20 protein-coding genes and 2 tRNA genes are annotated in these 19,557 nt (G+C 70.3%); 10 read left to right on the top strand and 12 right to left on the bottom strand.

What is annotated here, in order from left to right:
* Nucleotides 1-19 precede the first annotated feature (19 nt).
* From R8F63_16435 to R8F63_16425, 3 genes are all read right to left on the bottom strand, one after another.
* Nucleotides 20-1,387 carry a hypothetical protein gene (locus tag R8F63_16435; GenBank protein ID MDW3220200.1) on the bottom strand — a complete coding sequence of 456 codons (1,368 nt, stop codon included), beginning with the start codon at nucleotides 1,385-1,387 and terminating at the stop codon, nucleotides 20-22.
* Nucleotides 1,388-1,441: 54 nt separating this feature from the next.
* Complete coding sequence (locus R8F63_16430; protein ID MDW3220199.1) at nucleotides 1,442-1,783, bottom strand: hypothetical protein; 342 nt, start codon at nucleotides 1,781-1,783, stop codon at nucleotides 1,442-1,444.
* Nucleotides 1,784-1,791: 8 nt separating this feature from the next.
* Nucleotides 1,792-1,881 (bottom strand) — tRNA-Ser (locus R8F63_16425).
* Nucleotides 1,882-2,060: 179 nt separating this feature from the next.
* Between R8F63_16425 and R8F63_16420 the strand changes: the two genes are divergently transcribed.
* A complete protein-coding gene (locus R8F63_16420) occupies nucleotides 2,061-2,462 on the top strand; it encodes a hypothetical protein (GenBank protein ID MDW3220198.1) in 402 nt (133 codons plus the stop codon).
* A 9-nt stretch (nucleotides 2,463-2,471) separates the two neighbouring features.
* Here R8F63_16420 and R8F63_16415 read toward each other — a convergent pair whose 3' ends face one another.
* The gene (locus R8F63_16415; protein ID MDW3220197.1) at nucleotides 2,472-3,290 is read right to left on the bottom strand and encodes a GGDEF domain-containing protein; all 819 of its coding nucleotides are present in this window, start codon (nucleotides 3,288-3,290) and stop codon (nucleotides 2,472-2,474) included.
* A gap of 31 nt (nucleotides 3,291-3,321) precedes the next feature.
* On the bottom strand, nucleotides 3,322-4,011 hold the full coding sequence (gene aat, locus R8F63_16410) for a leucyl/phenylalanyl-tRNA--protein transferase (protein ID MDW3220196.1): 690 nt from the start codon (nucleotides 4,009-4,011) through the stop codon (nucleotides 3,322-3,324).
* Between the two features lie 35 nt (nucleotides 4,012-4,046).
* On the opposite strand from aat, the gene R8F63_16405 reads away from it, so the two are divergent.
* Nucleotides 4,047-4,688 (top strand): hypothetical protein, encoded by a 642-nt coding sequence (locus R8F63_16405; GenBank protein ID MDW3220195.1) that lies wholly within the window; start codon nucleotides 4,047-4,049, stop codon nucleotides 4,686-4,688.
* Here R8F63_16405 and R8F63_16400 read toward each other — a convergent pair.
* On the bottom strand, nucleotides 4,675-5,535 hold the full coding sequence (locus R8F63_16400) for a peptidylprolyl isomerase (GenBank protein ID MDW3220194.1): 861 nt from the start codon (nucleotides 5,533-5,535) through the stop codon (nucleotides 4,675-4,677). The two genes, R8F63_16405 and R8F63_16400, sit on opposite strands and share 14 nt — an antisense overlap.
* 18 nt (nucleotides 5,536-5,553) lie before the next feature.
* Nucleotides 5,554-6,375, bottom strand: coding sequence for a hypothetical protein (locus R8F63_16395; protein MDW3220193.1), 822 nt, complete (start codon nucleotides 6,373-6,375; stop codon nucleotides 5,554-5,556).
* A gap of 54 nt (nucleotides 6,376-6,429) precedes the next feature.
* Here R8F63_16395 and R8F63_16390 point away from each other — a divergent pair, with 54 nt between their 5' ends.
* The 5 genes from R8F63_16390 to R8F63_16370 all read left to right on the top strand — a co-directional run bounded on the left by R8F63_16390 (nucleotide 6,430) and on the right by R8F63_16370 (nucleotide 10,884).
* Nucleotides 6,430-6,939 (top strand): RNA polymerase sigma factor, encoded by a 510-nt coding sequence (locus R8F63_16390; protein MDW3220192.1) that lies wholly within the window; start codon nucleotides 6,430-6,432, stop codon nucleotides 6,937-6,939.
* Nucleotides 6,936-7,307, top strand: a complete 372-nt coding sequence (locus R8F63_16385; protein ID MDW3220191.1) for a hypothetical protein — start codon at nucleotides 6,936-6,938, stop codon at nucleotides 7,305-7,307. Before R8F63_16390 ends, R8F63_16385 begins: the two co-directional genes overlap by 4 nt.
* Entirely contained in the window at nucleotides 7,304-8,017 is a 714-nt protein-coding gene (locus R8F63_16380; GenBank protein MDW3220190.1) for a hypothetical protein, read from the top strand. The genes R8F63_16385 and R8F63_16380 overlap by 4 nt, the downstream gene beginning before the upstream one ends.
* Nucleotides 8,018-8,260: 243 nt before the next feature.
* Nucleotides 8,261-10,282 (top strand): acyltransferase family protein, encoded by a 2,022-nt coding sequence (locus tag R8F63_16375; protein MDW3220189.1) that lies wholly within the window; start codon nucleotides 8,261-8,263, stop codon nucleotides 10,280-10,282.
* Between the two features lie 74 nt (nucleotides 10,283-10,356).
* On the top strand, nucleotides 10,357-10,884 hold the full coding sequence (locus R8F63_16370; GenBank protein ID MDW3220188.1) for a hypothetical protein: 528 nt from the start codon (nucleotides 10,357-10,359) through the stop codon (nucleotides 10,882-10,884).
* Nucleotides 10,885-10,938: 54 nt separating this feature from the next.
* Here R8F63_16370 and R8F63_16365 read toward each other — a convergent pair whose 3' ends face one another.
* The 5 genes from R8F63_16365 to R8F63_16345 form a co-directional block, all read right to left on the bottom strand.
* Nucleotides 10,939-11,760, bottom strand: a complete 822-nt coding sequence (locus R8F63_16365) for a hypothetical protein (GenBank protein ID MDW3220187.1) — start codon at nucleotides 11,758-11,760, stop codon at nucleotides 10,939-10,941.
* A 55-nt stretch (nucleotides 11,761-11,815) separates the two neighbouring features.
* Complete coding sequence (locus R8F63_16360) at nucleotides 11,816-13,201, bottom strand: toll/interleukin-1 receptor domain-containing protein (GenBank protein ID MDW3220186.1); 1,386 nt, start codon at nucleotides 13,199-13,201, stop codon at nucleotides 11,816-11,818.
* Nucleotides 13,202-13,245: 44 nt separating this feature from the next.
* Nucleotides 13,246-13,319, bottom strand: a tRNA-Lys gene (locus tag R8F63_16355).
* A gap of 10 nt (nucleotides 13,320-13,329) precedes the next feature.
* Nucleotides 13,330-15,168 carry a sugar transferase gene (locus R8F63_16350; GenBank protein MDW3220185.1) on the bottom strand — a complete coding sequence of 613 codons (1,839 nt, stop codon included), beginning with the start codon at nucleotides 15,166-15,168 and terminating at the stop codon, nucleotides 13,330-13,332.
* Nucleotides 15,169-15,270: 102 nt separating this feature from the next.
* Nucleotides 15,271-16,224 (bottom strand): glycosyltransferase, encoded by a 954-nt coding sequence (locus R8F63_16345; protein ID MDW3220184.1) that lies wholly within the window; start codon nucleotides 16,222-16,224, stop codon nucleotides 15,271-15,273.
* Between the two features lie 118 nt (nucleotides 16,225-16,342).
* Between R8F63_16345 and R8F63_16340 the strand changes: the two genes are divergently transcribed.
* From R8F63_16340 to R8F63_16330, 3 genes are read left to right on the top strand one after another with little or no spacing between them, the layout of a single operon-like run.
* Nucleotides 16,343-17,659, top strand: coding sequence for a glycosyltransferase family 2 protein (locus tag R8F63_16340; GenBank protein ID MDW3220183.1), 1,317 nt, complete (start codon nucleotides 16,343-16,345; stop codon nucleotides 17,657-17,659).
* 46 nt (nucleotides 17,660-17,705) lie between these two features.
* A complete protein-coding gene (locus tag R8F63_16335) occupies nucleotides 17,706-18,614 on the top strand; it encodes a hypothetical protein (GenBank protein ID MDW3220182.1) in 909 nt (302 codons plus the stop codon).
* Nucleotides 18,611-19,549, top strand: coding sequence for a glycosyltransferase (locus R8F63_16330; GenBank protein MDW3220181.1), 939 nt, complete (start codon nucleotides 18,611-18,613; stop codon nucleotides 19,547-19,549). The genes R8F63_16335 and R8F63_16330 overlap by 4 nt, the downstream gene beginning before the upstream one ends.
* The last annotated feature ends 8 nt before the right edge of the window (nucleotides 19,550-19,557 follow it).

Here is a 19,557-nt window from a genome sequence, read left to right as displayed (position 1 = left end):
GCTCCTTCACCTACGCCACCTACTCCGCGACATCGAACGGGCCGGCGATCTCGACGAAGTCGGCGAGTTCGGCATCCCACTCCAGGACGGACAGAGTGTCGCGTGCGTCGGGCTTGTCCGCGCCGAGCGACGCGAACTCGTACACCGGCAACGGCGGCAGATCCACCGTGGCGAGCGCGGCCGCGAAGGACTCGTTGGTCAGATCCGTCCCCGCTTCCACGGCGACTGCCTCGAACAGGGCGACGTTGCGGCAGGCCCGCAGGGTCGACGTCCAGAAGCTCAGGTCGCCGTCGTTCGCGTCGGCCGGAATGGCGTCGGCCCCGACCGCGGCGGTGGCGCGGTCGATGCATGCGGCGAGCTCGGGGTCGTCGAGCCGGGCGATGGAGCCACCGCCGATCAACCGGTCGCCCTCCCCGAAGGCCGCGTGCTCGAGGTTGGCGACCTCTTCGGTGTTGGCGACGATGACGGTGAAGTCACCGGCGGTGAAGATCGAGTCCGTGATCGTCGGGCTGGTGCCGACGACCACGATCGACGCGACACCCTCGACCCGTGCCTGTTCGAGCATCAGCTCGGTTTCGGTTGCGGCGGCGATCTGGTCGGTCCCCGCCAGGCCCGTCGATCGGAAGGCGACGGTGGCGCCGGCGTCGACGAGCGCGTCTCGGATGGCGTCCGCCGTCTCGTCCTGATCGGGCAGGACTGCATGGACCGAGATCGGCCCGAGGTCGTCCAGCTCGCCGCTTTCCACCAGGGCGTTCACGAACGCGGTCCCCCGGCGGGCGACGTCCATGTCCGGCGAGATCCAGGGTGCCGTGGCCTGTGCCAGACGTTCGTCGGTGAGCTGTCCGCCGACGAGAATCGTCTCGCCGGGGCCGGTGATGCAGCCGTTGCCCTCCTCGGCTCCGGGGCCACCGAAGCCGCCGAGCACGGCGAACACCTCTTCGTCCTCGACCAGCCGCAGACAGATCTCGTCGGCCATCGCCACGTTCGCGGGGAGGAACAGCTCGATCACGACCTCGACCCGGCGGCCGTTGATCCCGCCTCGGTCGTTGAGGTCGGCGACGAGGGCTTCCACGATCCGGCCGGTGTCGGGGCTTCCCACGTCGATGCCGAGCTCGGTGCGGAGCCGTTCGAAATCGACGTCGACGAATCCGACCTCGATCGTGTCCGCCGTGACCCCCCGGAACGACGCGGTCCGTTCGGGCGGGTCCGAGGTCGGGGTGGAGCTCGAGGTCGGACTCGACGTGGTGGTCGACGTCGGGGACTCCGGGTCGCCCGCCGTGGCCGCATCGTCGTTCGCGGAGCAGGCGGCGAAGCCGAGCGCGATCGCGCACAGCGCCGCCGCAGCTCGGCCGGGACGGCGGGTTGTCTTCAGGGCGGCATCGGGCACGTGGGTTGCTCCTCGGGCGGACGGGGCCAGCATGCCGGGCCGCCGTCGGGGCTGTCACCGGGTGCTTCTCACCCAGTGGAACCGAGCCCGAGGAACTCGTCCGCCTGGCGCCTTGATCGCAGAACGTGAACCGCGGCGTGGTTTCCGTCTGAGCGCGGGGGAGTCGCTGTAGTTGCCGTCGGCGATCCAGGCGTCGCCGGCGAGCGCCGTGCGTTGGATATGGCGCCACTCGTCCTCGCTCGGCGCGACCCACCCCGGCTGCCAGAACGCCAGGTCGAGATGGATGAGCGGCAGGCCGGTCTGCTCCGCGAGGGCGCCGGAGAACGTGCTCTTGCCGGATCCCGCGAGCCCGGTGACGACGATGCGTTGTCCGATGAAGCCGGGCATGGCGTTCATGATGTCATTGGCGGAGGGAGGGGGATTCGAACCCCCGGGACCCGTGAAGGCCCGCTGGTTTTCAAGACCAGTGCAATCGTCCGCTCTGCCATCCCTCCAGCGGTCCACGTTAGCCACGGTGCCCCTCGGCAGGGCGGGTCGGCGGCGGGGGGAAGGGTCGGTCGTCAGTTTTGGTTGACGAATCGGCGGGCGCGTCAAGGAAAACTGACGAGACACCCGTCGCCGCGTCCGGCTGTCACACCGTCTGGCTGTCACACCGTCGCGACAGGCTGGACGCATGCTGAACCGAGGGTCGAACGAGTGGCGAATCGAGCGGGCGGGCGATCCCGGCGACTTCCTGGAGGCGGCCCGGAAGGTGGTCGAGTGTGCGCAGTCGGACGTCCGATTGTTCGCCGTGGCCGTGCTGAAGGATCGCCTGCCGGACATCGAGCGCGACGCAGTAGAACAGGCGATCGCCGCCGGGGCGAGCTGGGCGCGAATCGCCGAGTCGCTGGGCGTCACCAGGCAGGCGATCTACAGCAAGTACGGACCGCGGGCCGAACCGACGAGTCGGCCCCGACTACGGGCGACGGTCGAGGCCCGCGCGATGGAGGCAACGATCACGTCCGAGCAGGAGCGCTATGCGCTGGCCTACTTCGAGAAGGTCCGCCGGCGCAAGGAACGCGAGGCGGATGGGTGACGGCGCCGATCAGTCCGCGGTGGCGACTTCGATGCGGTCCTGGTGCCACTCGCGGGCGGATTCGAGCGCGGCATCGGCCCGGTCGATGAGGGCGCCGACGTCGAAGGCGTGGGCCGGATAGCAGGCGACGCCGGCCCAGAGGGTGAGATCCGGGTTGTCCTCGGCGAGACGGCGACGGAGGCGTTCCATCGTCCAGATGGCACCGTTCTCCGGTGTGTCCTCGAGGACGACGCCGAAGCGGCCGTCGTGAAGACGGGTTGCCGTGTCGGACTCGCGAAGGGTCTCGCGTAGCGCGTTGGCGATCATGCGGGCGTCGGCGGACGGTCGGGCGTCGCCCTCGCGGCCCTCGACGATGTCGAGCAGGGCGACGGCGACGGGACGGAGATGGCGACGGGCGGCGGCGATGCGGCTGTCCAACGCCACGAGGAAGTAGTCGTGATTGAAGAGGCCGGTCTCCGAATCGGTGAGGCCCTCCGACGACGTGCCGTCGTCGGAGATGATCAGCGGCATGGAGGTGTCGCCGGCGCGTCGCTCGGCGTCGGTGAGCTGACCGCTGAGGCTCTTCACGGCTTCCTCGGCGACCATGCGGCTCTGGACCTGGGCGGCGACGGCGTTCTCGAGCTGGCGGATCTGCTCGTTCATGGAGGCGACCCGACGTTCGAGATCGGCGGCGGCCTGGGCGTCGCGGCGGGCGGCTGCGGCCGCGACCGCGGCGCCGACGGCAGCGACGAGGGCGACCTTCCGGCGGCCGGTCACGGCCGCGAGAATCCCCGCGCCGGCTCCGGCGATTCCGATGCCCGTCGTGATGTCCATGCGCAGATCACTCATCCGACCTCCATCGGTTGCGAGACAAGGGAAATCAAGCCCCAGGGATCGTATGTTGTCCGCTCGAGAACACGGTGGCAGCGGGTTGCGCGAGCAGATGCGGCAGACCGGCAAGATAGCGGCTGCGGGGCCACTCGACCGCGCCGAGCGAGGCGAGATGCGGGGTGCGCCACTGCACGTCGACGAGCCGGTCGATGCCGTCGTCGAGCGCTTCCACCAGCGCCACGAGGGCCACCTTCGACGCATCGCGCACCCGATGGAACATGGACTCGCCGGCGAAGAGCCCGCCCAGCGCCACGCCGTAGAGACCGCCGACCAGCCGGCCGTCCTGCCAGGACTCGACACTGTGGACCCAGCCGAGCTCGTGCAGGGTGAGGTAGGCGTCGCGGATCGAACCGTCGATCCAGCCGTGGGGCCGCGACGGGTCCGCGCAGGCGTCGAGCACGGCGGCGAAATCGTGGTCGACGCGGATTTCGAAGTCACGCATCGAGCGACGCAGCGAACGACTCACCTTGAGGCGATCGAGGGGCAGTACGCCGCGCGGGTCGGGTGACCACCAGCCCATGAGGGCGTCCGCCTCGACCGGCATGGGGAACAAGCCCGCCCGGTAGGCCGCGAGGATCGTCCCCGGCTCGTTGTCGGCTCCGACGCCGATCAGCCCCGTCTCGTCGACCTCGTCGACATCGGGGAACTGCCAGGGCGTCGGCGGTGGTTCGACCGGCACCCCCGCAGCGTAGGGCTCCCGGGTAGGTTGCCGATATGGCGAACCCGCCCCTCGTGGCCTGGATGAACCCACTTCCCATGGAGCTCGCACCTGCGCTGGCGGCCCGCCGGCGCTCCCTCGCGGCCCGGGCCCACGGGCGGGTCCTCGACCTGGGCGGCTGGAACGACCATCTCGACGCCTACCGGCTCGGGACCGACGTCGAGAGCGTGACGATGCTCGACCGGATCGGCGACGTCCGCGCCGGCACGGGGCGAGGCGACCCCGAGGGCGTGACCCGAATCGACGCCGGACTCGACGAGCTGGACGGGATGGGCCCCTACAGCACAGGCCCTTATGACACAGGTCCTTACGACACCATTGTGTCGCTGATCCGCACCCCGCTGGTCGCCGACTTCGACCGCATGCTCCACTCGATCTTCGATCTGCTGGCCGACGGCGGATCGACCCTGTGGCTCGAGCCTGTGCGCCGCGAGGGCCGCATCGGCCGGCTACTGGCGCTGAGCGGCTCGTTCGGTCGGGCCGCCGGCGGCCTCCACGTCGACCGCGACATCCCGGCGCGACTACGAGGTCACGGGATGATCGTCACCGACCTGACCCGCTTCGAGGTGCCGACCGTCAGCGCGCCGCTGCGACCGTTCATCGCCGCGGTCGCCCGCTGGCCCGTCACGACTCCGTGATCGTCACCGTGTTGATGACGATGTCCTCGGAGGGAACGCCCGACGCCGTTCCGGCCGCCTCGATCTCGCTCACCACGTCGAGCCCGGCGACGACCGTGCCGAACAGGTTGTAGTCGGGCGGCAACGCCGCGCCCGACTCGCCCGTGACCACGAAGAACTGGCTGCCGTTGGTGTTGGGCCCCGAGTTCGCCATGGCCACGGACCCGATCTCGTACTCGCCTTCCTCGGGGAGCTCGTCCGGGAAGGAATAGCCGGGGCCTCCGGTGCCCGGCGGATTACCGACGGCGTCGCCGCCCTGGATCACGAAGCCGGGGATGATCCGGTGGAACGAGACGCCCTCGTAGTACCGGTAGCGGGAGAGAAACACGAAGCTGTTGACGGTCGCCGGTGCCCGCGCCGCGTCCAGCTCGATGGTGAACTCACCCGCGCTGGTGTCGACCGTCGCCGTGTACTGGCCGGCGGGATCGATGCACAGCGGCGGGAGCCCGTCGAACGCAACCACCCGATCGACGGCCCCCTCGGCCGGCGGACACGCCGATGTCGGAGCCTCCTCGTCCCACCCGGGCCCGAGGTCGACCGTCGTGGTCGGCGCGACCGGGTCGGGGGTCTCGTCCACGCCGGTGCCGTCGTCGAACCCCTCGACCGTGCTCCCGCCGGCGTCCGTCGCGTCGGGCTCGTCGTCGCGCAGCAGCACCGCCACCACGAGCACCGCGACCACGCCGGCGACGAGCAGCCCGCCATAGGTCATGATCCGGCTCCGGCGCCGGGCTCTCGCCGCGGCTGCCTGGGCCGCAGCCACGCGGTTCGCCCGGTTCTCCTTCTGACGTGCTCGCTTGTCCGTGGTCACGAGGGCCGACGATAGCGGTCAGCCGGTTTCGGTCACCGTCACCGAATCGACCAGGAAGAGCTCCCCGACCTCGGCCGTGCTGAGCGCCGCGAACGCGGCGTTCACGTCGTCGAGATCGTCGATGGTGCCGACCCGCACGAAGTCGGCGCCGATCTGTTCGAGCACCGCCTGGCCGGTCTCGTCGACCACGACCATGAGCGCCCCGTTGAGTCCGCCGTCGTAGGTGGTGGCGAGCACTGCGCCGGGCTCGAACCGCTCCTCCACCGGGAGGCCCGAGGGAACGGGATCGATCAGGAACCCGGCGTCGCCCTGGCCACCGATGCCGATGAGGCCGGTCGAGAACGCCTGGATCGGCGTCTCTTCGTAGGCGTGGTACCAGCCGAACACCGCCGCGAGGTTCGCGGCGTCCGGGTTGATCGCCGCGTCGACGGGCACCGTCAGACTCGTGCCGTCCGTGGTGAAGGCCAATTCGAACGCGGCGCCCTCGCCGATACAGGTCGTCGGTGCCTCCTCGAAGCCGGTGGTCCGCTCGGCGCTGCCGTCCGTGGGCGGGCACGGTGTCGGCCCGGTCAACTCCACGCCGGCGCGCGACGACGGCATCCAGTCGAAGTCGAGCGGCGCAAGGGTGGTCGTGGTGGGGATCTCGATCGCCGGCTCGTCGTCGTTCGCGAGGAACAGCCCGAACGCCAGCGGCGCGATGAGCGCCAGCACGAGGAAGCCGATGACGCCACCGAGGATCAGCTGGCGCCGCCGGGCGCGACGGGCCGCGGCGGCCCGCTGGCGTTCGGCCTGCTTCTGGGCCGCGACCCGGCGCTTCTTCGTCTCCTGCTTGTTCGCCACGGGGGAAACCTAACTACATCTGCGCGCCAAGATGCCGACGGGCAGGGGGAGACCATGACCCCTCCGCCCCCCGACGCCGACGATCTCCGGCTCGTGGTCGACCGCCACGCGGCTGCGGTCTACCGCGTGGCCCGTTCGATCGTGCACGACCCGGCCCTCGCCGACGACGTCGTGCAGGAGACGATGCTGAAGGCGTGGCGCAACTCCCCGGTCGGACCGGGCGAGGAGATCCCCCGCAACTGGCTCCTCAAGGTGGCCCGCAACACGGCGATCTCGCTCCTGCGCACCCGCCGCGACGAGCTGCACGGCCCGGACACGATGCCCGAGGGCTCCGCCGGCGCGTCGACCACCCGGCAGGTGGAGGGCCGGGCCCAACTCGACGACCTGTGGGAAGCGATGCAGCACCTCGACGAGGATGCCCGCGCCCTGATCGTGCTCAAGGAAGTGGACGGCCTCTCCTACGAGGAGATCGCCCAGACCCTCGACCTGCCCCTGCCGACCGTCAAGACCCGACTCTTCCGGGCTCGCAAGGCCTTGAAGGACGCAATGAAGGAGTGGCGATGAACGCCCGACATCCGACCCGCCAGCGACTGCAGCGCTGGCTCGACACCGGTGAACCCCGCCGGTTGTCGAAGCACATCGAGCGCTGCGCCCACTGCCAGGAAGTGCTCGACATGGTTTCGGCCCTCGACGAGGACCTGGTCGCCGATCTGCAGGCGGCGACCAACCCTCCCGTGGACCTGCGCGAACGCACCCACGACGGTGTCGACATCCGGCTCCGCAACGAGGCCGCGTTCGGCGCGTTCGTCGATCTGTTCGCCGTCGGCTTCGACGTCGCCCGCACGATCCTCGACCCTGAGCTGACCCCCGACGACAGCACTACTCAGGAGAGCGCCGCTCCCGCCGACGAGAGCGATGGAGGAGAGACATGATCGATCCCTGGATTTACGCCACGGGTGCCATCGTCGTCGGACTGCTGTCCGGTGTCATCGGTGCCGCGCTCGTGCGGCGGATCATCCTCAAGGGCCGCGAGGACAAGCCCGAGATGCTCGACGCGGCGCGGGCGACGGCGACGTTCCTGTTCCTCTTCTTCACCGCGCTCGGCGTGATCGTCGCGATCGGCTTCACCAATCCCGAGACGCTGGAACCCATCCCTGCGGATCTCGTCCGCAAGTCCCCCCGCATCCTCGCCGCCGGTCTGATCCTCATCGCCGGCCGGGCGATCGCGTTCGCGCTGGGCGGTGCGGTGAACTCGGCGTTCGCCGCGTCGACATCGCGGGTGCGCGGTCAGATCGGCGCCGCCGGTCGCTTCCTCGTCTACGCGGTGTCGCTGGTCCTGGCGCTGAGCCAGCTCGGCGTCGACACCACCATCCTCAGCATCATCGCCGCCGCCATCGTCTTCGGTCTGTCGGGGGCGTTCGCCCTGCTCGTCGGGCTGGGCGGGCGCGAGATCGGTGGCGAGCTCGCCGCCGGCCGTCACCTGGCGCGGCTCGTGCACGTCGGCGATCACATCGAGGTCGACGGACTCGCCGGGGAGATCGTGGCGCTGCATCCGGCGTCGGTCGAACTCGCGGGGAGCGACGGGGTCATCCACGTGGCCAACACGACGGTCGCCCGCGGCCCGCTGAAGGTCCGCTCCTGAGTGGGCGCTCGCGCGAATGGGTCGAACGGCCCATTCGCGCAGGAATCGGAGAAATCGCGCGACTCGGGCCCTGCTCGTGCGTTGTACCGGTGACGCCGCTCAGCGGCAACAGATCACCGGTCGGATTGGACTCCCGATTGTGACTCTGAGACGGACCGCCCCACCGGCGGTCCGTCTCGCGTTTTCGGCGGAATACGGCGCTCGGGTTCGCTCAAAGACGCTGAACGCTGTTAACTGGACACTGTGAGTGAGCGAGGGGCACATCGGGCGGATCTCCAGGGCCTGCGCGGCGTCGCGGTCCTCCTCGTGGTGCTCTACCACGCGGGCCGGGTCGTGCCGGGCGGGTTCCTGGGCGTCGACGTGTTCTTCGTGCTGTCCGGCTTCGTGATCGGGGCAAGCATCCTGCGCGAGGCGGACCGCACGGGAACGATGAGCCTCGGCAACTTCTACGCCCGTCGGGTGCGGCGGATCCTGCCGGCTGCCGCGGTGCTCAGCGTGGTCACGCTGCTGGTGTTCGCCGTCGTGATGAGTCCGTTCGGGAACCAGCAGGTGATGGCCAAGACCTCGGCCTCCGCGTCCGTCTGGTTGTCGAACATGGCGCTGGCGACCGCCGACGGAGCCGGCTACTTCGACACCGGCTCGGAGGAGAACCCGTTCCTGCACACCTGGTCGCTCGGCGTCGAGGAGCAGTTCTACCTCTTCCTCCCGATCGCGATGGTCCTCATCTTCGCCACCCTCGCCCGCCGCCCCGGCGCCACGGAGCGGCGCATCCAGATCGTGCTCGGCACGGTCGCCGCCGGGTCGCTGCTGCTCAGCATCGCCCTCGTCGACCTCGGGCTGTCGGTGCCGGTGGTGGACATCGACCCCACCACGTTGGCGTTCTACCTGCCGTTCAGCCGGTTCTGGGAGCTGCTCGCCGGCGTCCTGCTCGCCACCTCGGTGTTGGCCACCCGCGAGGTCCACGCCCGCTGGCACCTGCTCGCCGGCGTGGGCGGCATCGCCCTGCTGGTCCTGGCATCGTTCGGCTACGACGAGTTCACCGAGTTCCCCGGGCTCGCGTCCGTCCCGCCGGTCGTCGCGACCCTCCTCATCATCTGGGCGGGCACGGCCGCCGGCGGCCCGTTCGCGCGGACGTTGAGCGCGGCCCCGCTGCGCTTCCTCGGCGACAACTCCTACGCCTGGTACCTCTGGCACTGGCCCGCCGTGGTCCTCGCCGCCCTGCTCTGGAGCGACAGCCGCACGACCCTGCTGATCGCCGCTGCTCTCTCGCTGCTGCCGGCCGTCGTGAGCACGAACTTCCTCGAACAGCCGCTGCGCCGCAACCAGTCGATCGTGGGCCGCCGGGCCTTCGGGCTCGCCGTGGTCTGCGTCGGCGTGCCCCTCGTGCTCGCCATCGTCGTGTTGGCCGGAGCCGGGCAGCGATGGGGGCTCGACGAGCCGGTGGGCTGGGACGACATCCCCGTCGCCCGCGACGCCGGCTGCCATGTCACCGACGTGGCCAGCGACTTCTCGTTCGACGCGGCGGATTGCATCTTCGAGGCGCCCGGAGGCGGCGACGATCTCGTGGTGGTGCTCGGCGACTCCCATGCCTCGTCGCTGGCGTCGGCCGTGATCGCTGCCGCCCATCCCCGTGGCTTCGATGTCGGCGTGTGGAGTGGCAGCGGCTGTCCCTACATCCTCGACGTCGGGCCGAATCGCCAGTTCGACGACTGCCGCGGGTGGGTCGATGCCGCGTCCGAGCTCGTCGCGGAACGGCAACCGTCCGTCGTGGTCATCGCCAACCGGTCCACGATCTACACCCATCCGACGGTGGGCGAACCCGAGAACGCCGTCCACCGGCTCTCCACCTCGTCGAGCGACCCCTCCGGTTCGCGGGACGAGGCGTTGGCCCTCTGGTCGGCCGGTATGGAGGCCACGGTGGCCGAGCTCGAGGCCGGTGGGGCGCGGGTCGTCGTGTTCGGCATGGTGCCGGAGTTCTGGCCCGACTTCGTCGATCGGTACTCGCTGGCCCGCCCGGACCTCGACCCCGTCATGACCCGTTCGGAGCTGGACGAACGCCAGACCGACGTCGACGCCGCGACCCTCGCCGGTCTCCCGGACACGGCGGCGTTCGTCGACCCGACCGACACGATCTGCCCGACGTTCCCCTGCCGGCCGACCGACGACGCCGGTTGGCTCTACTACGACCCCGACCATCTCAACGAGCGGGGCAGCCGCCTGCTCGCCGATGAGGTGGGCGCGGCGCTCGACGCCGTCCTGTCCTGACCCGCCCTGTCCTGACGGGCCTGTCCTGACGGGCCTGCCTGGCTTGCGGGGATGACCCGGGCCAAGCTGGAGCCATGCGTTCGGTCCTTGTCGTGGTCGGCATGCTCGCCGCCGCATGCAGTGTGAACCAGGACCCCGCGTCGGATGCCGGTCCCCCGAGCACCGTGGCGTCGACCACGACCGAGATCACGAACACGACGACCACCGAACCGCCGCCCCGGTCGAGCGCCCTCGTGCGGATCGGCCCGGCCCGCTACGAGTTCGATGCGGTCTGTGCGGCCGGTGGCGCCGGCGAGATCGAGGTCGCGGTGACGGGGGAGGACGTGAACGGGCTTCCCGTCATCGGCTACGTCCGTGCGTTCCTCGGGGAGCCCTACGTCAGCCTGCAGGTCGGCGTCGGAGCCGACGCCGTGCTGTTCGAGCCGCGCCTGGAGGGCACGCTTCCCTTCGAGCTGACGGACGACGGCGTCACCTTTCCCGAGGTCGACTTCGTGACCGATCTGGATCTCGAGACCGGCGAGTTCACCCCGGCCGGCATCGGCGCGGTCGACGTGGCGTGCGTGGACTTCGTGCGGACGCTGCCGCCGATCGACTTCGGCTGACGGCGCTCAGCCACAGTCTCGTCTAGCCACAGTCTCGTCTAGCCACAGTCTCGTCTAGCCACAGGGATCGGCTTCGAGGACGAGCGGGACCCGTCCGGCCCGCATGGTCTCGACCACGCCGTCCACCGTGGTGAACGCCACCCGGAACTCCTGATCGTTCTCGTCCTGGGGCACGAAGATCACGTCCACCTGGCCGCCGCCGAGATCGACCCGCTCGAGCCGGTCGCCGAAGAGCGCATCCAACTGCTCGTCCGTCGTGCCGATGCCGGCGCCGCTGCGGGTGGTGATGGGGCTGTTGCCCACGATGTCGACCCGTTCGATGGTGCCCTCGTGGACGACGAAGCTGATGCCGTCCGGCGCGACGTCCGGGACGACCCGGTAGCAGTCGGTGACCAGACCGCAGTTGATGAACTCCGTGCCCGCCTCGGTACGAGCCTCGTTGACGGTGAGCCCGAACGTGACCTCGTCGAGCCCGACCGTGCTGAGCGATGAGGTGCTGTCGAGCGTCGGGACGAGCGGCGCCTCCGGCTCTTCCTCTCCCTCGTCGTCTCCCGTCTCGTCGCCCTCGTCGTCGGCCGCGGGCTCCGTGGTCGTCGTCGTGGTGGTGGTCGTGTCCGCCGAATCGTCGGGGGTCGTGCCACAGTCCACCGGGATCGAGGTGGTCACCGGCGCGACGGTCGTCGTGGTGGTCGTGGTGCCATCGGTGCCGTCGTCGCCATCGGTTCCGTCCGTGCCGTCCACGACCGCGCCACCGTCGGTGTTGTCGGTGACATCGGCGTCCTCGGGCTCGTCGTCGCCCCACGACAGGACGAACAGGGCCGCGCCGAGGATGGCGATGAGGCCGAGGACAACGGTGGCGATCTGACGGAATGGCACGACAGCGATGGTACGGCGTCGGGCCGCGAGGGTGGACGCGGCCCGGGAACCGGTGTCAGGGCCAGCCGGTTGCGATCATCACGCCGACGACCGCGGCCACGACCGGCAACGCCAGCACCAGCCGGAATCCCCAACCGCCGTCGGCGAGCGGTTCTGCTGCCAGTTGACCTGTTGCGTTGGAGGCGTAGGGCTCCACGATCGTCGCCGCTTCGCGCTCGATGGCCGCCTGGGTCTCGGCCATTGCCGTGAGCGCCCAGCGGTGCAGCAACACGATCACGGCCGCCAGGATCAGCGGTACCGCGATGATGTCGACCGCGCTGATCTCGTGGGAGCTGCTCTGGGCGCGAGCGGCCTCCAGGCTGATGCTCACCGTCGTCCCGATCGTGAGGATGCCCGTGCCGACGAGGATCGCCCAGCGCTCGGCATCTCGCAGAACGGCGAGGTGAGCGACGCGACGACCGATCTCGTGGCGTTCCGCATCCGGCTCGGCGTAGATCCCGGCGCCCGCCGCGATCACCCAGCAGGCGAGCGTCACCACGATGGCGGCGACATTGCCCGCGGCCCGCCACGTGCCGTAGGGCAGTGCCGTCGCCTCACTGCCGAGGATCACATGGCTGCTGCTCGTCAGCGTGAGCACGAGCGCGGGCACGGCACCGACGACGAGCGCGCCGAGGGCGAGGTCGCGCCAGCGCACCCGTGACTGGCGCACGATCCGGTACGACAACAGGGCACCCACGGGGATGACCGCCCCGCCGAACGCCCCGTAGAGCACGAGCAGCACGCCGTAGATCGCGTAGGCATCCGTCGAGGCGAAGGACCCTGCCGTGTCGGCGTCCACGTCGCCCAGATAGGCGGAGATCGCCGCCAGCGAACCACCGACGGCGGCACCCGCGGCGATCAGCGACACGAGGGTGCGCCGGCTCGCGAGGTCCGGCACCACGACCGGCTCCTCGAGCCCCGCCACCTTCGCGGCATCGTGGTCCTCCACCCGGAACATCTCGGCGATCTGCTCGACGATGGCGTCGAGGTCCTCCTTCGAGGTCAGCGGCAGCCCGTGGATGTCGCTGAGGCCCGCGATGTCGGGATGGAGGTCCGCCGCGAGCGGGGGAGTCGTCCCGCCGATGACGACGGGAAGCACCTCTTTGCCCTGCTCGAAGGCGGCGCGGATCTCGCGCACGACCCAGTCGTCCTCGTCGCGGATCCGGGCGCTCCCGTCCTCGCGGTGTCCGGCCCACTCCGGCCCGATCACGACCATCACGATCTTGCAGTCCGCGATCTCCTTCTCGAGCGCCGCCGGGAAGTTGTCGCCGATGCGGAGCGCGGCGTCGTGGAACGCGGACTCCACCCCGTCGATCGCGTCCAGCGCGCTCAGCCGCTCGGCGAGCCAGTCGACGGCGAGTCGGCCATCGGCGCGGCGATAACTCACGAACACCCTGGCCATCCCCGGACCCTAGGTCACGAGGTCGGTCACGCTGCTCGGAACAGTGGGCCGCCCGGGACTCGAACCCGGCACCTTGGGATTAAAAGTCCCCTGCTCTAACCCGATGAGCTAGCGGCCCACCGGCAAGGCTACTGCGAGGACTGGCTCGTCGACCGGTCGTTTGTCGGCTCGAGTTCGGTGAGATCCACGATGTCCTGTTCGCGGCCCACGGCCTTGGCGTAGATCTCGATGAACTCGTCGGCGACGGTCTCGAGCGACGCCGCGCTCTGGTGGCGCTGTGCCCTCGCGATGCGCTCGTCGTGGTCACCGTCGGGGAGCGGTGAGGCGATGGCCGCCCGCACGACCTCCTCGGGGGTGGTGACGACGCGACCGTCGTCCATCGCGATGATCTCGGTGCCGCCGATCGAGGTGGAGAAGACGGGAAGCCCGGTGGCGAGCGCTTCGAGGATGACGAGGCTGAAGCCTTCGCCGAGCGACGGCACGACGAGGGAGTCGGCCGCGCCCATCAGGCGGGCGATGTCGTTGCGCCAGCCGAGCAGCTGGATGCGATCGCTGGACAGGTGTTCGATCTGGGCGCGCAGCGCACCGTCGCCGATGAACACGAGCCGGTCGCGTTCGCCGGCGTGACGCTTCCACGCCTGGGCGAGCGCAAGCTGGTTCTTGCGGTGGCTGAGCTCACCGACGCACACGTGGATGCGCTCGTCCTTGGCCCAGCCGACCTCGAGGCGAGCCTCGATGCGGTCCACCTCGGCCATGGGCTCGAAGCCGGCGAGGTTGACGATCGGACGCACCCGTTCGGTGGTGCGGGCCTTCGGGGCCTCCGCCTCCTCGTGCTCGGAGAGCGTGAGGAGCGTGTGGGTCCGCCGGTCGAGCCGGCGCTCGATGGTCTGCACCATCTTCTTCACGACGGTGCGGCGGGTGGAGAGATGTCCCCACCCGTGGGGCTGGTAGATCACGGGCACGTCGAGGCGCTTCAGTCGGGAGGCGACCCCGGCGAAGGTGGCGTGGGCGTGGACGAGATGGATGTTCTCGTCGCGCACGATCCGACGCATCTCGAGCGACACGGCTTTGGCATCGCGGGGACGCCGCTTCCACGGCACGCGCACGACCTTGGTGGGCCAGTCGGCGAACTCCCAGGTCTGGGTGTCGCTGGTGAGCACGACCTGCTCGATGCCCCGGTCCGAGAGCTCGCGACCGAGCTTCTCGACATAGGCGGGCACGCCGGCGATGGCGGGCTCGAGCACGTGGAGGACCCGGAGCGGCTCGCTCGAGGTGGGCCGCAGCTCGGGCGGCATCGCGATCTCGGTCGGGAGTGCCTCGTGGCCCAGCCCGAAGAAGAGGCCGATGGTCCGCAACACGATCTCGACGTCGCGCCGGAAGGTGAGATCGCCCACGTACTCGGCGTCGACGTGGACGTTCATGTGCACGTAGCCGTTGCGGTACTCCGAGACCTGCCAGGGCCCGGTCATGCCGGCCCGCACCTGATGGCGGGGATGGTCGGCGAGGTCGAACGCCTTGACGACCGCGGGCAGCTCCGGGCGGGGGCCGATGAGGCTCATGTCACCGCGCAGGACGTTCCACAGCTGGGGGAGTTCGTCGAGCGAGAGGCGCCGGATCAGCTGGCCGAAGCGGGTGTGGCGGGGATCATCACGCGGGGCGTGGTACTGGCCCGGGGCCAGCGGCTTGTTCTCCGGCTTCATGGACCGGAACTTGAGCATGGTGAAGGACTGGCCGCCCTTGGTGACCCGCGTCTGGCGGAAGACCACCGGGCGGCCGAGGGTCATCGCGACGCCGAGGGCGACGAGGGCGGCGAGCGGGGCCGTCAGCAGGATGAGCGTCGCCGCGCCCACGACATCGATGGCGCGCTTGAGGTGACGCTCGTAGAGGGAGCGCTTCCGGTCGCCGGTGACGACGAGATCATCGACCACGTGGATGGTGCTCGACTGTGTGACGGAAAACTCGGACATGCCTCAATCAGGGGGTACGACGGTTCTTCGGTTGCCCCTCCACCGGAGACATTCTGGCCACCAAGAGTGGTGGCGCGCAAGAGGCCGGGCCACGATCGGCGGTTATTGATCCGTTCGACCCATCACAACCGACGAGAGAAGTCCGATCTGCCCGCGGAGTGGCCACGCCCGTACGCCCGCTCGCCGCCACGCGCGCAGCAGGCCCCGCGCCGTCGGGTGGGACGGATCGAGCCGGGCCAGTTCGATCGCGGCGGTGTGGGCATCGGGGTTCGCGCCGGCCGGTTCCGCGGCGAGTCGCTTCGCCGCCGCGACCGAGAACGCGAGATAACGCCGGCGCCGCCGGGCCCGCTCGGCGACACCCGCCGGGGTCGCACCGGTGACCGTTTCGCCGTGCCGGCGCCAGTCCATCGTGGCCTGTGGACAACCGGTGAGTTTCCCGTCGTGACCGGCAACGAGCGCGATCCACCAGTCGTGCCACAGGACGTCCACGCCGTCGGCCAGCGCGATCGCCCGCTTCGCCAGTCCCGCGGTGCCGACCACGGTCGCGCCGATCGCCACATTGTTGATGAGTAGCCGGCCGTAGGGGATCTCGTCGGGGGTGCCCCGTTGCGCGAGCGCGGAAGCGTGGAGGAGTTCGCCGGCGCCGTCGACGACGCGGGCGTCGGTGTACACCGCGGCGATCGGATCGCCCGGCGCCTCTCCGGGGTCGTCGATGGCGAGCGCGCCGATCGACGTGTCGAGCTTGTGCGGATGCCAGATGTCGTCCTGGTCGCAGAACGCGAAAAAACCGTCGTTCACCTGCGCGAGCAGTGACAGAAACGACGCGGTCGGACCGAGATTGCCCGCGCGGTCGGTGACGACTTGTATACGTGGATCGGCGGCCGCGGCGGCCTCGAGGATTGCCATCGTGTCGTCCGTGGAACCGTCGTCGCGGGCGAGGAGCGTCCAGTCGGCGTGGGTCTGGTTGCGCACTGATTCGAGGAGGTCGGGCAGCCAGCGGGCGCCGTCGAAGGTCGACAGCAGAACGGTGACGTGCGATTCTCGGGGGCCGACCACCACGCCAGTGTGGCCCACGCCGTCGAGGGAGTGCCCGATCGATACTGGTTCCGCTGTGAAGTTGTTGGACCGGTGGCGTTGGCCCCGCCGACGGGCGCGGTTGCCCGGTCGTGGCCGCGTGGTCGAACTCGCCCGCGCGCCGGGGGCCTGGGCCCGCCGGGGCCGACCCGCGCGCCTGCGCGGGCTCGGCCGGATCGGCGACGACGAACGGCTCATCGGCATGCTCATGGTGCGCGACGAGGACGACGTGCTCGACGAGAGCCTCGCCGCCGCCGCGCGTTGGTTCGACCGCATCTACGTCCTCGACGGCACGACCGATCCCGACCGAGTCGCCCGGACCGACGCGATCCTGGCCGGGTTCGCCGAGGTGCGTTGGCATGCCCGCGACGAGGAGTGGTTCCCCGAGGGCGTCACCGATGGTGCCCGCCAGGTGCTGCTCAACCGGATCCGGGCGGAGAACGGCGTCGACAACTGGATCGGGCTGCTGCACGCCGACGAGTTCATCGATCAGGACCCGCGCCCGATGCTGAGCGCGCGCCATCCGGCCGCGCACCCGTCGATACGGGTGCGGGTCGCCCACACGTTCCTGCACGTGGACGACGAACCGCGGTGGAAGGACGGAGCGGAGGAACCGCTGCGGGCGCGGGTGGCCCACCAGATGTGGCCCGGCGTGCCCGAGTCGCGGTTCTTCTTCGACGATGGCAGTCGCGACTTCGACGTCGCCCGGCACTCGAAGGTCCTGCCCCGATCGCATCGGGCCGGCGAACTCGTCGACGGGTTCGTGGTCACCCAGTACAACGAGCGCAGCCCGGACCAGGTTCTCGCCCGGGCCCGTCAGCGAGCCGACTCTGATTGGCAGGTCGGCCACTACGCCCGGCTGCTCGCCGACGAGCCGGAGGTGTTCGTGACGACGCTCGATCGGCCGGACGCACCGTTCGCGCCCGAGTTCGCCGGTGACCCCGAAGGACCGTTCGTGCCGCGACGGGTGTCGGCGACGCCGTCCGGACCCGGACCCCACGCGCCCCGCGCCTGTCTCGCGACCGAACTCACCGATCCCGAGGACCTCGACACGCTGCGGGCCCGCGGCCTGGTCGAGCGCCGGTTCAGCCGCGTCGCCCGGCCGGGGGGACTCGTCGACCTCGCCGAGCGGGGCACTCCCCGCCAGCTGGCCCGGGCGGTACGTGCGCTGGGTCGCCCCGGCGCGCTCGGTCATCCGCAACCGATTCCGGGCGCCGCGGCCCTGGTCCGCCACACCGCCCGGGTGGTCGCAAGCGATCGCACCACGCCGGCCCAACGCCGTCGGGCGATGGCCGAGTGCGTGGTCCGGCTGTGCAACGCCGACGCCGAGACGGGCTGGTTCACCGTCGTGCCGGCCAATCGCCGGGCCTCCGTCGCCGCCTTCCTCGAGCTCGAGCGTGACGCGGAGTGGTCGTGATGACGATTTTCGTGAGGTCCATCGCACTGGTACCGTTCGCGACTCGATGCTCGGGGGATCAGACGGAACGGACGCAGCCACGCTGCAGGGCGACGCGGATCTCATGAAACGCGCCAACCGCCGGACCGGTAATGGCGACGGGCTGCCACCGCTCACGGCGTTCCGCGTCGGTGAGGAACTCGATGTTCCCGGGGTCGGTGTCGTCACGGTCGAGTCGTTCACCCAGCGCAACTGGTCGCGGGTCGGCATGGCCGCTGGCGAGGACCGGCGCTACTTCGTGAAACAGTTCATCGACCGGGTCGGTGGACGCCACGACAAGGGCTACGAGGGCGACCGGGTCACCCAGGAGTTGCTCGGCGAGCGAGTCGGTGAATCGCTGCGGGTCGTGCCGATCCTCGGGCGGCTCACCGAGCGACTGATCACCGTGTCGCCGCTCATCCCGATGCACACCATCGACTCGATCGGTACGGCCACGGCGCGCCATCGCGAACCGGCTGCCAAGGTCGGTGCCGCGCTCGCGGACATCCTGCGCGAGCGGGCGATCGGTCAGGGACGGGTGGCCGTCTGGAAGGGTCTCGACCCGAAGAACATCGGGTGGACCGACGACGGTGACCTGTGGCTTTTCGACTTCGGCCCGCCCGCCGAGCTCGACACGACCGAGGCCGCGGCACGCGTCATGGCGGCCGGACTGCTGTCCCGATGGGTCGCCCGCCCGGGGCTGCACCTCGTCTGGCCGGAGCGGTCGATCCTGCGGGGCGTGACCGAACCGGTCGCGCCGTTCACCAACTACGACCTCGTGCACGACGAGCTGCGGGAGCACGCCGAACTCCGCATGCGTGAACCGCAACGGGTCGGGATCGCGGCGACGGCGACGCGCCTCGGGCTGCGCACGCTCGGTCGGATCCACTGGTGGGCCGTCGAACGCGAGGCGCGGCGGTTGTTCGCCCGCACATGAGCACCACACGCGTCACCGGACGCGTGTCGATCGTCGTGCTCAACTGGAACAGCGGCGATCTCGGCGCGGCGGCCGTGGCCTCGGCGCGCGCCCAGCGCTGGTCCGACCTCGAGGTCGTCGTGGTCGACAACGCCAGCGAGGACGACTCGCTCGCCCGCATCCTGGCCGATCATCCCGACGTCACGGTCGTCCGCAACGACCGCAACCTCGGATTCGGGGCCGGGATGAACCGGGGCATCGCCGAGGCGACCGGGGAGTTCGTGCTGCCGCTGAACTGTGACGCCGAGTTGCACGCCGACTATGTCCCGACACTCGTCGCGAGCATCAACGCGGATGATCGCTGCGGCGGCGCCGGTGGGGTCGTCGGCTCGGCGAGAGTGGGCGAGTCCGGCGCCCAGGCGATCTCGCCGGTGATGCGCACGACGTCGGTAGCGCTGACCGAGCCGGCGGTCGTCGAGAAGGTCAACGGGGCGTGTCCGCTGTTGCGGTCCGCCGCGCTCGACGACGTGACCGCGTTGCGGGGCGCACCCTACGACGGGGACTACTTCGTCTACGGCGAGGACGTGGACCTGGCCCGCTGTCTGCGATCGCTCGGCTGGCGACTCCGTTTCGACCCGGCGGCGCGGGCCGAGCACGTGCGCAGCTTCGGGTCGTCACCACGCCTGGCGGACCGCCGGGGCGCGTTACGCACGTCGACGCTGCGCAATCGGCACCGCAACATCGTCCGTCATGCCCCGCGTCCGTGGCCGGTCTTCACCGTCGCCGCCGGCGTCCAGGACGTCGGCTTCGTCGCGATCCAGCTGGCGAAACGCGACATCGCCGTGGTCCCCGACATGGTCCGGGCCTGGGTCGGCGCCGCGCGAACCTTGTTCAGTGATGTCAGACTGCGGAGGCGGCTCCGCCACGCAGAGCGAATGGGGAAAGCGACTCATTGATGGCGACG

The organism is Acidimicrobiales bacterium (assembly GCA_033344915.1).
Taxonomy (GTDB): domain Bacteria; phylum Actinomycetota; class Acidimicrobiia; order Acidimicrobiales; family Aldehydirespiratoraceae; genus JAJRXC01.
Note: the sequence above shows the minus strand (reverse complement) of the source record. Positions and strands in the feature narration are given on the sequence as shown.